Origin of the sequence: Humitalea rosea (genome assembly GCF_003253705.1) — a bacterium.
Taxonomy (GTDB): Bacteria; Pseudomonadota; Alphaproteobacteria; order Acetobacterales; family Acetobacteraceae; genus Humitalea; species Humitalea rosea.
The window spans coordinates 61,725-77,507 of the sequence record NZ_QKYU01000011.1 but is presented as its reverse complement, the minus strand read 5'-3'; the positions used below and the strand labels follow the sequence as shown (position 1 = coordinate 77,507).

10 protein-coding genes are annotated in these 15,783 nt (G+C 70.4%); 7 read left to right on the top strand and 3 right to left on the bottom strand.

Annotated elements, in window-relative coordinates:
• Positions 1-101: 101 nt before the first annotated feature.
• Positions 102-545, top strand: coding sequence for a helix-turn-helix domain-containing protein (locus tag C8P66_RS11035; RefSeq protein WP_111398319.1), 444 nt, complete (start codon positions 102-104; stop codon positions 543-545).
• Positions 546-565: 20 nt separating this feature from the next.
• Here the strand turns inward: C8P66_RS11035 and C8P66_RS11030 are convergent, their stop codons facing one another.
• Positions 566-1,057 carry a DUF2244 domain-containing protein gene (locus tag C8P66_RS11030; RefSeq protein ID WP_111398318.1) on the bottom strand — a complete coding sequence of 164 codons (492 nt, stop codon included), beginning with the start codon at positions 1,055-1,057 and terminating at the stop codon, positions 566-568.
• A 77-nt stretch (positions 1,058-1,134) separates the two neighbouring features.
• Here C8P66_RS11030 and nth point away from each other — a divergent pair, with 77 nt between their 5' ends.
• The 4 genes from nth to C8P66_RS11010 all read left to right on the top strand — a co-directional run bounded on the left by nth (position 1,135) and on the right by C8P66_RS11010 (position 4,531).
• A complete protein-coding gene (nth, locus tag C8P66_RS11025; protein WP_408882058.1) occupies positions 1,135-1,893 on the top strand; it encodes an endonuclease III in 759 nt (252 codons plus the stop codon).
• Positions 1,894-1,895: 2 nt separating this feature from the next.
• On the top strand, positions 1,896-2,885 hold the full coding sequence (locus C8P66_RS11020) for a Bug family tripartite tricarboxylate transporter substrate binding protein (protein ID WP_158537210.1): 990 nt from the start codon (positions 1,896-1,898) through the stop codon (positions 2,883-2,885).
• Positions 2,882-3,712, top strand: coding sequence for an alpha/beta hydrolase family esterase (locus C8P66_RS11015; protein ID WP_158537209.1), 831 nt, complete (start codon positions 2,882-2,884; stop codon positions 3,710-3,712). The genes C8P66_RS11020 and C8P66_RS11015 overlap by 4 nt, the downstream gene beginning before the upstream one ends.
• A gap of 87 nt (positions 3,713-3,799) precedes the next feature.
• Positions 3,800-4,531, top strand: coding sequence for a superoxide dismutase (locus C8P66_RS11010; RefSeq protein ID WP_111398314.1), 732 nt, complete (start codon positions 3,800-3,802; stop codon positions 4,529-4,531).
• Positions 4,532-4,563: 32 nt separating this feature from the next.
• Here the strand turns inward: C8P66_RS11010 and C8P66_RS11005 are convergent, their stop codons facing one another.
• A complete protein-coding gene (locus C8P66_RS11005) occupies positions 4,564-6,897 on the bottom strand; it encodes an NADP-dependent malic enzyme (protein ID WP_456303642.1) in 2,334 nt (777 codons plus the stop codon).
• 97 nt (positions 6,898-6,994) lie between these two features.
• Between C8P66_RS11005 and mutS the strand changes: the two genes are divergently transcribed.
• Positions 6,995-9,631 carry a DNA mismatch repair protein MutS gene (gene mutS, locus C8P66_RS11000; protein WP_111398312.1) on the top strand — a complete coding sequence of 879 codons (2,637 nt, stop codon included), beginning with the start codon at positions 6,995-6,997 and terminating at the stop codon, positions 9,629-9,631.
• 232 nt (positions 9,632-9,863) lie between these two features.
• Positions 9,864-12,641, top strand: a complete 2,778-nt coding sequence (locus C8P66_RS10995; protein WP_342768012.1) for a [protein-PII] uridylyltransferase — start codon at positions 9,864-9,866, stop codon at positions 12,639-12,641.
• Between the two features lie 102 nt (positions 12,642-12,743).
• On the opposite strand, the gene C8P66_RS10990 is transcribed toward C8P66_RS10995, so the two are convergent.
• Complete coding sequence (locus C8P66_RS10990) at positions 12,744-15,713, bottom strand: N-6 DNA methylase (protein WP_158537208.1); 2,970 nt, start codon at positions 15,711-15,713, stop codon at positions 12,744-12,746.
• Positions 15,714-15,783 lie beyond the last annotated feature (70 nt).

Here is a 15,783-nt window from a genome sequence, read left to right as displayed (position 1 = left end):
TTCTTTCCGTTCGATTACCACCGGTGGCAGTGGAATCGGGGGTGCCCCTCGTTCGTACCCTATCAGGCAGGACGCCGGAAACTCTCGCACCGGAGGCATCGATGGCCAAGGAAGAGACGCCTGAAAAGGCCGAGCGCGAGCATCGGCCCAGCCCTATCGATGTGCATGTCGGTAGCCGCGTGCGCCTGCGCCGGACCTTGCTTGGGCTGAGCCAGGAGAAGCTGGGCGAGGCGCTTGGCCTGACATTCCAGCAAGTGCAGAAATACGAGCGCGGCGTTAATCGTGTCGGCGCCAGCCGTTTGTTCGATCTGGCCCGGGTCCTGGATGTGCCGATCGGCTTCTTCTTCGACGATCTGCCCGGTGAGGCAGGCTCCGGTGCCCGCCGGCTGATGAACGGCTTCGCCGAGACCCAGGAAGGCTTTGAGGACGACACGCTGCATCGCCGCGAAACCCTGGATCTGGTCCGCGCCTATTACCGCATCACCGATCCGGCCGTGCGCAAGCGGGTCTTCGAACTCATCCGCGCGATGGCACCGCCCGAGTAGCCCCACACATCGAGCGTAATTTACAACTGTGGGTTGTTGAAGACGGGTGTTTTCCACGCCCGCAGCGCCGCCGCCAGCGCCCCATGCAGGGAGCGCCGCTCCGCCGCATTCAGATGGCGCCCGATTTCGACACGCTGCCCACGGCATGACAGCAGGAGCGGCGTCCCCGGCGCGTCCTGCCATTCCATGCGCGTCCAATACGGGTCCAGGGCCAGCGATTCCTTGCGGCCGCGCCCATCCCGGCGCTCGATCGTCAGGCGCCCTTCGGCCAGCAGCAGGCGTTCGTAGCTACGGGAAGACCGGCGCGCATGGGTCAGGAGCAGCCCCAGCACCACCGCCATCTCGATGCCGAGGAAGCCGAACACAGGCCAGGCGCCGATCCAGAGGAAGAGCACGCTGGTCGCCGCGGCCCCAGCCGCCAGCACCCCCGCGACGCCGAGCAGGGTGCCACGGGTGACGCTGGCATTCGGCGTGCTGATGGCCTCGAACAGGGGCGCCTCCGGTTCGGTCATGAGGGCGAATTCATCGCGGCGTGAAACGCTTCTCCCTTCAACCGGGGGCGATACTGCTTTAGCCCTTGGATTCGACCATGGCCGTATCCCCAAAGCCCCTCCGTAAAGCCGCGCTGCACGGCAGTGCCGCGACCCCACGCCGCGCCCGCCGCATGAGCGCGGCCCAGGCGGAGGCTTTCCTGCGGGCCCTGGCCGCGGCGAACCCGACGCCGAAGACCGAACTGGCCTTTTCCGACCCCTATACCTTGCTGGTCGCGGTCGCGCTCTCGGCGCAGGCAACGGACGTCTCGGTCAATCGCGCCACGGTCGGGCTCTTCGCCGCCGCGCCGGATCCGGCGGCGATGGTGGCGCTGGGGGAGGAGGGCGTCGCGGCGCATATCCGCACCATCGGCCTTTGGCGCACCAAGGCCAAGAATGTCGTGGCCCTGTCGGCACAGCTTCTGGAACGCCACGCCGGCCAGGTGCCGAACGATCGCGCGGCGCTGGAGGCGCTGCCGGGCGTCGGCCGCAAGACCGCCAATGTCGTCCTCAGCGTCGCCTTCGGTGAGGCGGCGATGGCGGTGGACACGCATATCTTCCGCCTCGGCAACCGCACCGGGCTCGCGCCGGGCAAGACGGTTCGGGCGGTCGAGGATCTGTTGATGGCGCGCTGCCCGCCCGAGCTGATCGGCCCCGCGCATCACTGGCTGATCCTGCACGGGCGCTATGTCTGCAAGGCGCGGGCGCCGGAATGCTGGCGCTGCGTCGCAATGGCGTTCTGCAATTACACCGACAAGGTCCTGGCGCCTCTTTCCCCACCCGGCGCGACGCGCGAGGCTGCGGCGGGAGGACAATAAGAATGACAACACGTCGCATCATCCTGGCAGCACCCGCCTTGGCTTTCGCGGGGCGCGCCTTCGCCCAGCCAGCGGCCCAGCCGACCTGGGCCCCCGATCGCCCGATCCGCCTCATCGTGCCCTATGCCGCCGGCGGCCCCACCGATGTGGTGGCGCGGCTGCTCGCCGAGCGCCTGTCTGCCGAACTGCCCCAGCGCGTGCTGGTGGAAAACCGCGCGGGCGGCGGCGCGATGATCGGTACCGAGGCCGTGGCCCATGCGCCGAAGGATGGTTCGGCGCTGCTCTTCACCACCGTGGTCCATGCCGTGCATCGCGCGTTGCAGGGCGCGCGGCTGCCCTTCGATCCCGCCGTCGACTTCGCCCCGGTGGCGCTGGTCGGCGTGGTGCCGATGGTGCTGCTGGTCGGGCCCCGCGCGCCTTGGGCGGATATGCCGGCGCTGCTCGCGGCCCTGCGCGCCGCCAATCCGCCGCTCGCCTATGGCAGCAGCGGCACCGGAGGATCGTCGCATCTCGGCGTCGAATTGCTGAAATCCATGACCGGGGTGCAGGCCGAGCACATCCCCTATCGCGGCACCGCGCCGGCCTTGCAGGACCTGTTGGGGGGGCGCATCTCGCTGCTCATGGACAGCGTGGCGACCGGAGCGGCCCCCGTGCGGGCCGGCACGCTGCGCGGCCTGGCCACCACAGGCGCCGCGCGCAGCCCCGCCTTGCCCGAGGTGCCGACCCTGGCCGAAACGGTGCCTGGCTTCGTCGCCACCACCTGGAACGCGATCCTGGCCCCCGCCGGCACCCCGCCCGCCACGGTTGCCGGGCTCTCGGCCGCGATCGGCCGGGCGCTGTCCGATCCGGCGCTGGCGGAGCGGCTGGCCGGGCTCGGGGTCGATGTGCCGCCGCCCGAGGGACGCACCCCTGAAGCGACCGCCAGCTTTATTTCCGCGGAGACGGCCAAATGGACCCGCGTCATCGAAACCGCCGGCATCAAGGCCGAGTGAGGCTTTGGCTCGGCCTGTTCTGCGCCCTCTTCACGCAGGTGGCCGCGTGGGCCGCCGAGGTCACGCTGGTCCAGCACAACCAGGGGCTGGACCGGCCGGTGCGGCTGGTCACGCCCGATGCATCCCCCGGCCCTTGGCCGCTGATCCTCGCCCTGCATGGCGCGGGCGACGATCCGGACGGGTTTCGCGCCGTGCTGAACCTGGACGGCCCGGCGACGGCGGCGGGCTTCGCCGTTGCCTGGCCGGTCGGGGTGAACCGGCGCTGGCAATATGCCTCGCCCTTGCTGCGGGGCCCCGCTGTGCCGGCGACGATGCCCGATGGCGCGCCGGTCGATGACCTCGCCTTCCTGGAGAAGCTGGTCACGCGGCTGGTGGCCGATGGCATGGCCGATCCGGCGCGGGTCTTCCTGACCGGCTTCTCGGTGGGCGGGCTGATGACGGTCACGGCGGGCTGCGCGGCCCCGCGCCGCTTTGCCGCCATCGCGGTGGTCAGCGCGGGCGTGTCCGACACCCAGGCGGCCGCCTGCGCCGAGGGGCCGCCCTTGCCGGTGCTGTTCGTCTCGGGCGATGGCGACCCGACCTTTCCCTGGGCCGGCTTCGCCAATGCACGGGGCCGGATGCTGTCGCGACCGGACAGCCAGGCCGTCTTCGCGCGGCGGAACGGCTGCGGCGCCGTGGGGGCCGAGGATCTGATGGACGCGCGCGATGCCACCGATTGCCATGAGGGCGTGGCCGTCCGGCTGCTGCGGCTTGCCGGTGCCGGGCATCTGCCGATGGAGGGCACCGGCGCCATCATCGCCGGGTTCTTCTCACGCTTTCGTCGATAGGCCGGCCGGACCCCCTCCGGATTCGTTCTGGCAATGCCATGTGAGGCATGGCGGCGGCCCTACCGCCCGGTACGAAGGAGGACACCCATGTTCCAGCCCGCTCGACGTTCCCTGCTGCTCGGGGGCGCGGCCCTCGCCCTCACCATGCCCCGGCGCGTCTTTGCCCAAGCCGCGGCGCCCGCGGCGCCCACCGGCCCCTTCACCTTGCCGCCGCTGCCCTACGACGCCAACAAGAACGAGGCGGCGATCGATGCGATGACGATGGAGATCCATCACGACCGCCATCATGCCGCCTATGTCGCCGGGCTGAACGCGGCCTTGAAGGACCAGGAGCAACTCGCGGCCCTGCCGCTCGACGAGCTGCTGATGAACCTTGCCCGGGTGCCGGAGGCGGTGCGCACCGCCGTCCGCAACATGGGCGGCGGCCATGCCAATCATTCCATGTTCTGGCAGATCATGGGTGGCGCGGGTGGCGAGCCGGGGGGCGCGCTGAAGGCTGCGATCGACCGCGACCTCGGTGGCTTCGCGAAGATGAAGACCGACTTCAACGCCAATGGCATGCGCGTCTTCGGCAGCGGCTGGACCATGGTCACGGTGACGCCGGCGGGCGGCCTGGCGCTGGTGACCAAGCCCGCGCAGGACACGCCGCTGATGGAGGGCCAGCGCGTGCTGATGGGCAATGACGTGTGGGAGCACGCCTATTACCTGCGCTACCAGAACAAGCGGGCCGACTATCTGGCCGCGTGGTGGAACGTGCTGGACTGGGACAAGATCGCCGCGCGCTATGCCGGCGCCATGGGCGGCACGCTCAGGGTCTGATCGGGAAGGGGGCACGGCGGCCCCCCCGCACCCTATTCGGCGGCCTGGTGCACCACCGCCGCATAGGCGGCGTAGCAGGCCATATCCAGGATCTGGTTCACCCCGGCCCCCATCGGCACGATCTGCACGGGGCGGGTCAGCCCCATCAGCACCGGCCCGATGGTGGTGGCCGAGGTGAGCCGCGGCACCGCCTTGGTCAGGATATGGGCGGCATGCAGCCCCGGCATGACCAGCACATTCGCCGGCCCGGTCAGGCGGCAGAACGGGTAGATCGAGCGCAGCGCCGGATCGAGCGCCACATCGGCCGCCATTTCGCCGTCATATTCGAAATCGACCTCCCGCCCATCCAGCAGCCGCACCGCGTCGCGGATCGGCCCGGGGATGCTGCCCTTGGGATCGCCGAAGGTGGAGAAGGACAGGAAGGCGACCCGCGGCGCCAGCCCCAGCCGCCGCGCCAGCCCCGCCGTCTGCACCGCGATCTCCGCGAGCGTGGTCGCATCGGGGCGCTCATGGATGGCCGTATCGGCCACCAGCACGGTGCCCGAGCGGCGCGCCAGCATCATGGTCACGCCGAACATCACGCTGTCCGGGCGCGGATCGATCGCCGTCGTCACATTCTCCAGGGCCGAGGCATAGGAGCGCGTCAGCCCCGTCACCAGCGCATCCGCATCGCCATTGGCCACCATGCAGGCGGCGAAGACGTTGCGGTCCTGGTTCACCAGCCGCTGGCAGTCGCGCAGCAGCATCCCGTGCCGCTGCTGCCGGGCGTAGAGCCAGTCCGCATAGACCCGGTTCTTGGCCGAGAGCCGCGCATTGGCGATCTCCATGCCCTCCGGCAGCGGGATGCCGAGGGCGGCGGCTATGGCGTGGATGCGGTCCTCGCGCCCGACCAGTACCGGATTGCCATAGCCCGCGTTGCGGAAGGCGATGGCGGCGCGGATCACCGTCTCCTCCTCGCCCTCGGCGAAGACCACGCGCTGCGGGCTTTCGCGCACCACCTCGGTGATCTTCTCCAGCGCGCCGACGCCGGCATCGAGCCGCGCCGACAGGCCGCGCGCGTATTTCGCCAGATCCGCGATGGGCCGCCGCGCGACGCCGCTTTCCATCGCCGCCTTGGCGACGGCGGGCGAGACGCGGGAGATCAGCCGCGGGTCGAAGGCATTGGGGATGATGTACTCCGGCCCGAAGCGCAGCGAGCGCCCGGCGCCGGCGCCCGACACCTCCTCCGGCACATCTTCCCGCGCCAGGGTCGCCAGCGCCTCGGCCGCGGCGATCTTCATCGCATCGTTGATGGTGCTGGCGCGCACATCCAGCGCGCCGCGGAAGATGAAGGGGAAGCCGAGGACGTTGTTGACCTGGTTCGGGTAGTCGGAGCGGCCGGTGGCGATGATGCAATCCGGCCGCGCCGCCTTGGCTTCATCCGGGGTGATCTCCGGGTCCGGGTTCGCCATCGCGAAGAGGATCGGCCTGTCCGCCATCAGCTTCAGCATATCGGGCGTGACCGCGCCCTTCACCGACAGGCCGAAGAAGATGTCGGCCCCCTCCAGCGCCTCGCTCAGCGTGCGGCATTCCGTGCTGGCGGCATGCGCCGATTTCCACTGGTTCATGCCCGCGGTGCGGCCGCGATAGACCACGCCCTTGGTATCGCAGAGGATGACATTGTCCGGGCGGATGCCCATGGCCTTGATCAGCTCGGCGCAGGCGATGGCGGCGGCCCCGGCGCCGTTGATGACGATGCGCGTGGTCTTGAGGTCGCGGCCGGTGAGGTGGCAGGCATTGATCATGCCGGCGGCGGCGACGATGGCGGTGCCATGCTGGTCGTCATGGAACACCGGGATGTCCATCAGCTCGCGCAGCCGCTGCTCGATGACGAAACACTCCGGCGCCTTGATGTCCTCAAGGTTGATGCCGCCGAAGCTGGGGCCGAGGTAGCGCACGCAGTTCACGAACTCATCCGCATCCTCCGTCGAGATGCAGAGATCGACGCTGTCCACATCGGCGAAGCGTTTGAACAGCGCCGCCTTGCCCTCCATCACCGGCTTGGAGGCCAGCGCGCCGAGATTGCCGAGCCCCAGCACCGCCGTGCCATTGGAGATGACGGCGACGCTGTTGCCCTTGGTCGTGTAGTCATAGGCGGTCGCGGGGTCGCGATGGATTTCCAGGCACGGCTCGGCGACGCCGGGCGAATAGGCGAGGCTGAGATCGCGCGCGGTGGTGAGCGGTTTGGTCAGGCGGATTTCGAGTTTGCCCGGACGGCCTTCGGCGTGCATCGCCAAGGCTTCTTCACGGGTGATGCGCGCGGGGCGCGCGTCTTTGATCGGCAGGCTGTCCATGGCGACGTCTATTCCCTCGGTTGCCGCCATCATGGAGGAACCGAAAGGACCCGCAAGACGGCCGCTTCGCGGGTGCGGTAGAACCGGCGGCGATATCGTGCTCGCGCGGTGGCTGTTCTAGAAGTGCCGCATGGATGCTCATGATGCGACAGGTGCGACGCCGGCGATGGCGCAATGGTTCGCGGCCAAGGCCGCGCATCCGGATGCGCTGCTGTTCTTCCGCATGGGCGATTTCTACGAAATGTTCTTCGAGGACGCCCATGCGGTGGCCGAGGCGCTGGACCTCGCGGTCGCGCATCGCGGCGAGCATGGCGGCAAGCCGATCCCGATGGCCGGCGTGCCGCATCACGCGGCCGAGGCCTATCTCGCGCGGCTGATCCGCCGCGGCTTCCGGGTCGCGATCTGCGACCAGATGGAATCGCTTGAGGAGTCCAAGAAGCGGCGCGCGCCCACCATCCGGCGCGAGGTCGTCCGCCTCATCACCCCCGGCACGGTGACGGAGGAGGCGCTGCTGGATGGCGGCCGCCCGGCCTGGCTGATGGCGGTGGTCGCGGATGGCGAGGGTTTTGGTGCCGCCTGGCTCGATGTCTCCACCGGCGCCTTCTGCACCGAGGCGGTGGGGGCGGATGGCCTCGGTGCCTTGTTGGCGCGCATCGATCCCGCCGAGGTGCTGGCCGGCCCCGGCGTGGTTTTGGCGCGCGAGGATGCCCGGCCGGCGATCCCGCCTAGCGCCCCGGCTGCGCATCTGGCGAGGCTGCTGGGCGTCGCCACCCTGGATGGCTTCGGCAGTTTTTCGGAGGGCGAGATCGCCGCCGCCGCCATGGCCGCCGACTATGCCGCCGCCAGCCAGGGCGGGCGGATGCCGCGGCTGCTGCCGCCCGACCCCCAGGGCGGGCAAGAGGTGCTGGCCATGGATGCCGCCACCCGCAAATCGCTGGAGATCACCCATAGCGAGCGCGGCACCCCGCGCGACTGCCTGCTGGCGGCGGTGGACCGGACCCTGACCGCCGCCGGGGCGCGGGAACTGGCCGGGCGCCTCGCCTCGCCGCTGACCAGCCTGGCCGCGATCGAGGCGCGGCATGACGCGGTCGCCTGGCTGCTCGCCGCCCCACCGGCACGACGGCTGTTGCGGGAGGCCCTGAAAGGCGCGCCGGACATGGCCCGCGCCATCGGCCGCATCGCGCTCGACCGCTTCTCCCCCCGCGACCTCGCCGCCATCCGCGATGGCATTGGTCGCGCGGGGCAGGCGGAGGCGGCGCTGAGCCAGCGGCCGGGGATCGGCGGCGGGCTGGACCCGGAGGGGGCGGCGCCGCTGCCCGCTTTGCTGGCGGCGGCGCGCGGCCGCCTCGGCGCCGCCCCGGATCTGGGGCTGGATGCCGCCTTGGCCGCGACCTTGCCGCCGCGCCTGGATGATCCCGGCAGCATCGCCCCGGGCTATGATGGCGAGCTGGATGCGCTGCGGCGCCTGCGGGACGATGCGCGGGGTGCGATCGCCGCGATGCAGATGGACCTCGCCCAGGCCTGGGGCATCGCCAGCCTCAAGATCCGGCATCACCAGCAGTTCGGCTATCTGGCCGAGGCCCCGGCGGCGGTGGCGGAAACCCTGCTGCGGGCGCCGCCGAAGACCGCCGAGGGCTATGCCCCCATCCATCGCCAGACCATGGCCAGTGCCGTGCGCTTCACCTGCACCGCCCTCGCGGCCCTGGACCGCCGCTTGTCGGAGGCCGGTGCCGAGGCGGCGCGGCGGGAGGCGCTGGTGCTGCGAGCCTTGCGCGAGCGGGTGCTGGCTGCGGCCGAGCCGATCTGGGCCCTGGCCGCTGCCCTCGCGGCACTGGATGTCGAGGCCGCCGCCGCCGAGATGGCCGCCGCCCGTGGCTGGTGCCGCCCGGTCATGACCGGGCGCACCGATTTCTGCGTGCTTGGCGGGCGGCATCCGGTGGTGGAGGCGGCCCTGGCCCGCGCCAAGGGGCCGGCCTTCGTGCCGAATGACTGCGACCTGTCTCCTGGGCGGCGGCTCTGCCTGCTGACGGGGCCGAATATGGCGGGCAAGTCCACCTATCTGCGGCAGAACGCGCTGATCGTGGTGCTGGCCCAGGCGGGGATGTTCGTGCCCGCCACCGAGGCCCGGCTCGGCATCGTGGACCGGCTGTTCAGCCGGGTGGGCGCGGCCGACGACCTGGCCGGCGGCCGCAGCACCTTCATGGTCGAGATGACCGAGACCGCCGCCATCCTGCATCAGGCGGGGCCGCGCAGCTTCGTGGTGCTGGACGAGGTCGGCCGCGGCACCGCGACCTGGGACGGGCTGGCCATCGCCTGGGCGGTGCTGGAGGCGCTGCATGACCGCATCCGCGCGCGGGCGATCTTCGCCACGCATTTCCATGAACTCACCGCGCTTGCGGGCCGCCTGCCGGAGCTGGCCCCGGCGGCGATGCAGGTGCGCGAGCATCGCGGCCAGGTGGTGTTCCAGCACAGCGTGGCGCCCGGGGCCGCCGAACGCTCCTGGGGGCTGCATGTCGCGCGGCTCGCCGGCGTGCCGCGCGCGACCCTGGCGCGGGCCGAGTCGGTGTTGAAGGCCCTGGAGCAACGCGCGAGGGGGCTGACCCCACTCGCGGAGGAGTTGCCGCTCTTCGCGCCGCCACCACCCACGGCGAGTCCGGACCCTTTGCTCGCCGCGCTAGACGCGTTGGATCCCGATACGCTCGCCCCACGGGAGGCGTTGGAGGCCATTTACACCCTCAAAGCGCTGAGGCCGACGCCAGTCCCATGAGAGATCGTCGAGAAATGATGGTGTAAGCCGCTGTCATGCCGCGCTGCGATGCCATATCGTCATCCGGATGACCGCTGATCTTCCCGCGTGGGGCGGAGACGACGCCCCCTCGCGGACTGGCCGCGACGCTTCGCCAGATGGCGAGGCCAGCCCGGTACCGCACGTCCCCAATACGCCAAGCCAACCAAGCTTCGGTGACCCTCTGGCCGACCTGCTTCCAGGCGGCCGTCCCGTGGGGCGAGAGGTGGCGCTGACGGTGCTGCGCCGCCATTTGTCCCGCATCCAGGGCCGCGTGCAGCAGGAGTTCGAGGCGCACCACCTCTCGGGCCTGGCGGCGGCGCGCTGGCTTGCCGCGCTGATGGATGGCGTCGCGCGCGGTGCCCATGCCTGGACCCTGGCGAGCGTCATGGCCGAGGCGCCGGAAGGCCAGCCGATGCCGGCCTCCCCCGAACGGCCCTTCTCCGACCGCTCTTACCCCTCGCCCGCCGAGCGCGCGGCGGTCCCGCGCTTCGCGCAGCCGCTGGCCGAGGCCGGGATGACCCCCCCCTCCGAACGGCCCTTCTCCTTGGCGGCCACCGGCGGCTATGGCCGCGGCGTGATGGCGCCCAGCAGCGACATGGATCTGCTGTTCCTGTCCGACCATCCGCTCGGGCCGCGCGGGCGGCGGGCGGTGGAGGCGATGCTCTACCTTCTGTGGGACCTGGGGCTGAAGGTCGGCCACGCGACCCGCACCATCACCGAATGCGTCGATGACGCGCGTGGGGATGCGACGATCCAGACCGCGCTGGTCGATGCGCGGCACTTGGCCGGGGACCCGGCGATCTTCGTCCGCTTCCAGGATGCCTTCGCCCGCGCCCGTAAGGTCTGGGGCTTCGGCCAGTTCCTCTCGGCCAAGCGCGCGGAGCGGAAAGCGCGGCACAAGCGGTACGGCGACAGCCCCTATCTGGTGGAGCCGCATCTGAAGGAAGGCCGCGGCGGCCTGCGCGACATGCAGACCATGTACTGGTTCGCGCGCTGGGCCTTCGCCGCCCAGCGCATGACCGACCTGGTCGGCCCCGATGCGCCCGGCGGCGGGCTGCTGACGGATCAGGAAGCCCGCCAGTTCCGCCGTTGTTGGGACTTCCTCTGGACCGTGCGCTTTCACCTCCACTACGTCACCGGCCGCGCCGAGGAACGCCTGACCTTCGACCTGCAGCCGGTGGTCGGGGCCCGCATGGGCTACACGCGCCATGGCTCGCAGGATGGCGTCGAGCGCTTCATGAAGCACCTCTTCCTCACCGCGCGGGAGGTGGTGCGGCTGTGCCGGTTGCTGGAGCCGGCGATCGAGCGCGCCGCCCTTGGCCTGCCCGCGGTGCAGGCGGCGCCGGATGCGGCGCTGACCGCGGCGGGGATCGCGGTGGCCGATGGCAAGCTGCTCTTCGCCCCCGATCGCAAGGTTGGCGAGGACCCGGCGATCATGTTGCGGCTGCTGATCGCGGCGCGCGATCGTGGCCTGCAACTGCATCCGCTGGCACAGCGCTCGATGATCCGCCACGCCCGCGACGCCCAGCGCCTGCGTGGCGACCCGGAAGCGAATGCGCTCTTCCTCGACCTGCTGACGGGCAAGGATTCCGCCCGCTCGATGCGGATGCTGAATTCCTTCGCCTTCCTGCCGCGCTTCCTGCCCGAATGGGCGCGCATCGTCGGGCTGATGCAGTTCGACACCTACCACGTCTATACCGTCGAGGAGCACACGCTCCATGCCGTCGGCGTGCTCGACAGCATGGAACGCGGCGAGCTGGGCGAGATCGCGCCCGTCGCCTCCGAGCTGATCGGCCAGATCCAATCGAAGCGCGCGCTGCATGTGGCGATGCTGCTGCATGACATCGCCAAGGGCCGTGGCGGCGATCACTCCGAACTCGGCGCCGGCATGGCGCAGGAGATCTGCCCCCGCCTCGGCCTGACGCCCGAGGAGACCGAGACCGTCTCCTGGCTTGTGCTGCACCATCTGCTGATCAGCCAGACCGCCTTCAAGCGCGACATCGACGACCCCAAGACCATCATGGATCTGGCCGAGGTGGTGCAATCGCCGGAGCGGCTGCGGCTGCTGCTGGTGGTGACCGTCGCCGATATGCGGGCCGTGGGGCCGAAGGTCTGGAACGGCTGGAAGGCGACCCTGCTGCGCGAGCTTTATTGGCGCGTGGCCGAGGTGCTGGCCGGCGGGTTGTCGGTGCCGGAGCGCGATGTGCGCGTGGCCCGTTCCCGCGCCGCCGCCGCCGCGATGCTGGAGGGCCGGCCGAAGGCGGAGGTCGATAGCTTCCTCGCCCTCGGCTACCCCGGCTACTGGCTCAGCTTCGACCCCGAGACCCATGCCCGCCACGCCGCGATGATCCATGAGGCGGAGGTGGATGCGGCCCCCCTGACCGTCCGTACCCGCGTGCAGGAGTCTCGCGGCGTGACCGAGGTGACGGTCTGGTGCAGCGACCATCCGGGGCTGTTCAGCCGCATCGCCGGCGCGCTGGCCGTGGCCGGGGCGAGCATCGTCGATGCGCGCATCCACACCATGACCAATGGCATGGCGCTCGATACCTTCTGGGTGCAGGACGCCTCGGGCGGGGCCTTCGATGCGCCGCACCGGCTGGCCAGGCTCGCGGTGCTGATCGAACAGGCGCTGTCGGGGCGGCTGCGGCTGGAGGCGGAAATCCAGAAGGTGCGCCGCGAACCGGCGCGGCTGCGCGCGGTGACGGTGCCGCCGCGTGTGGTCGTGGACAACCACGCCAGCACAAACCACACGGTGGTCGAGGTGAACGGCCGCGACCGGCCGGGGTTGCTGCATGACGTGACCGATGCGATCACCGAGCAGGGGCTGCAGATCTCCTCGGCGCACATCACCACCTATGGCGTGCGGGCGGTGGACGTCTTCTACGTGAAGGACGTCTTCGGGCTGAAGATCGAGAATGAGCGCAAGCTGGCGCAACTGCGCGGGGCGCTGTTGGAGGCGCTGGCGCCGGTCGTGCCCGTGCCGGCCTGACCGCCCTGCGAGAGGGGCTTTGCGCGCCCCCCTCGCGCTCCCCCCACCAGGAGCCAGCGGCTCCTGGACCTGCCGCGCTTGGCGCCGGCTTTGGTGGGGCGGCTACAGCCCCGGGATCGCGGCCACCGCGGCATCCAGCCGCGCGGACAGGCCGGCGGCGGTCAGGGCATCGCGGATCGCGCGGCGCTGCGTGGTGAAATAGGCGCCAGGGACCAGCGCCACGGCGGCCGCGATGCGCTCGGCCTCCTCGGCCAGACCAGCGAGGGCGATATGCAGCGGGTCGCGGGGGTCATAGTCCGGGATCGGCAATTCCCACATCAGATTGTCGAAGTGGCGCGCGCCGCCCTGGCCTTTGGGCTGCATCGGCTCGACCAGCACGCGAATACGTTCGTTGTTCAATAGCGCACAGAGGTATCGCGCTTCACCAATGCTTCGGGCGCTGGTCCAATAGCAGGCGTGCTCCACGACCGTTGTCGCGTCATCGACCACGGCGGCCGCCGGCAGAAGGCCAGACGCGGCATAGGCAACCCGCAACGGCGGTGTCGGCACCTGCGCCGTCAGCTTCCGCATGTGGTCGAGGCTCGCGGCCAGGGTCATCTTCGTTGCGCCGCTTTCGGTGCGGCTGGCATGGGCATTCCACAGCGTCTCACAGCTTCGCAGCCAGTCGGACAGATGCGGGAACCCGTCCAGCCCGGCCTGCCGGGCCGTGAGCACATGCCCCCCGTCATCCAGCGGCAAGACCGCGAGCGACGCCCCAAGGACCCGAAAAGGCGCGAGGCTTTCGCCCAGCAGCACCGGCCGGAGGAACCGCGCCTCGACAGGGCCGCGTGGCGGGGTCAACTCGCGCCACGGCTTCTTGTCCTGCCCCCCCGCCTTGCCCTGCATCATTGGCGCCGCGGCGTTCTGCCCAAGACGGCCCGCCGCCACCGGCTCCACGAACCAGAACCGGCGTGGCACGATGGTCGCGCCTTGTTTGAACCGCGCGCGATACGGGCTGACGCCGTTCAGCGTCGGCATCGGCGGCCAGGGCGCATCGACCGATGTGACGAACCGCGCCGCCTCGGCCGCCGTCGCATCCCGGCGCGGCAGGCTGCCGCTCCAGCGCCGAACCGTCGCGGGCAGGCGCCCAGCCGGTGCGCGATGGCCGAACATCACGCAGGCCGGCACCGGAAACAATGGCCGCACCTTCTCATCCAGCGACCAGGCCGCATCCCAGGCGATTTGGACAGAGCGAAAATCCCCGGCGCGCAGCCCGACAAAGGCGGGACGATTCAGCACGGCATAGGGCAGCACCATCGCCACCCGCCCGCCCGGCCGCAGATACCGCTGCACGCCCAGCGCCACGAACAGCGCGCATAGATCCTGCTGCGTCGCCAGCACCCCGCCGACCCAGAGGTTCAAGGCTTCCGATGCCTCCCGCAGTCGCCGCTGCATCGGCGCCGACAGATGGCGAAAGGCGACCCAGGGCGGGTTGCCCAGCAGCACATCGGCCTGCTGATCCGGCCGCGACAACCAGAGCGGTCGCCTGAGATTGCGCAGCACGAAGGGCCAGATGCCATCCCGATGCGCCTTGAACAGGGCACGCAGCCGGCCATAGGTCTCCGCCATCTTCGCCGCATCCTCCGGCGTCGCCCCGTCCAGCCGCGCCAACTGCCGCCCCAGTTCTTCTTGCGTGCTGTCGCGTTCCAACCCCCGCGTCAGCGCGGCGAGGCCCTGATCGAAGAGCTGCTGATCTTCGGCAAAGCCGCCCGGCACCACCAGCGGCGGATCGCCCGGCACCGCGACGCGGACCTCCTTGGCATCGCCGATCTGGCTGATGTTCCATTGCAGCGCATCGCCCAGATAGACCGGCACATGCAGCGGCGCGCTGCGGCTCGTGACATCGGGGCCGAGCGCCAGAAGCCAGGTGACGCGGGCGATGATGACCGCGACCGGATGCACATCCAGCCCTCGGACCAGTCGGGTGCAAAGCGCGACCCGTTCCGCAGCGGTCCGATCCGGTGCCGCGGCGCGCAGCCGCCGGATCGCATGGAACAGGAAGGTGCCGGAGCCGCAGGCAGGGTCCAGCACCCGCTGTTCCAGTGGTTTTTCCACCGCGGCCTCGGTCACCGCCGCGGCCAGCCAGTCCGGCGTGTAGTATTCGCCAAGGTCGTGCCGCTGGTCGGGGTCGATCAGGCTCTCGTAGAGCGCCTTCAGCACATCCGACTGAACATCCCGCAGCCGGAACCGCGCCGCTTGGCGGGCCAGGCGGCGGACCAGATCGTGGCCTTCCTCCCGTTCCAGCAGCCAGTCGAAGAAATCGGCTTCCACCGCGCCGTGGATGCCCCGCTCCTCCAGGGCGCGGCCGGAGAGGATGGCGGTCGCATCCGCGCCCGGCACCTCCAGCACCCCGGCGGCGATGGTTTTCGCCAGGATCGTGAGGTAGGTGTGTTGCAGGAACAGCGCATCCGAGGCGACGTCATCGCCATAGACCTCCCGCAGCAGCCCATCCCACAGGTCGCGTTTCAGTTTCACCTCGGGATGGGTGGACAGCCCGGTCCAAAGCTCGGCCAGGATCGCGGCGGCACGGGCGAAGGTCAGGCTGTTGCGGCCCAGGATATCGGCGATCGCCTGGGGCTCGGGGATCATATCGTCCCGATCCAGCACCGCGGCGGCGAGCCAGCCAAGCAGACCCTCCGGCCGGCGCGGGTCGGTCTTGTAACTCGTGAGCGGTTCCAGCCGGCCGTCCCGCAACTCCCAGGCCTGGAAGAGCGCGCCATCGGTGGAAATGCCGATGAAGTGCCGGCCGGTCGCGTCCTCCCGCTGCTTCAGATAGTCCGGCATCTTGTGCGTCACATCGCCGATTTCGCCGGCGTGGTTCGATTTGAACTCGAACACGGTGGCCCCGAGCAGCGCATCCGCCCGCCCGCGAATTTCGGGCATGCGGAGTTCATGCGTGACCTCGGCGAAGGCGGCGCCGAGTCCCTCGGTCAGCAGCGCCATGACCCCGCTGCGGACCGCCTCATGGCCGGGCCGCGAGGCCAAATGCTGCACGATTTCCGGAAGCCGTTCGCGGCGGAAAGTCTCTGACATTATTGGACTTTGGGCTGGATGTTGCGGCGTCGCAAGCAGGTGACGGCCGTGACATCGGCTATGCGGATGG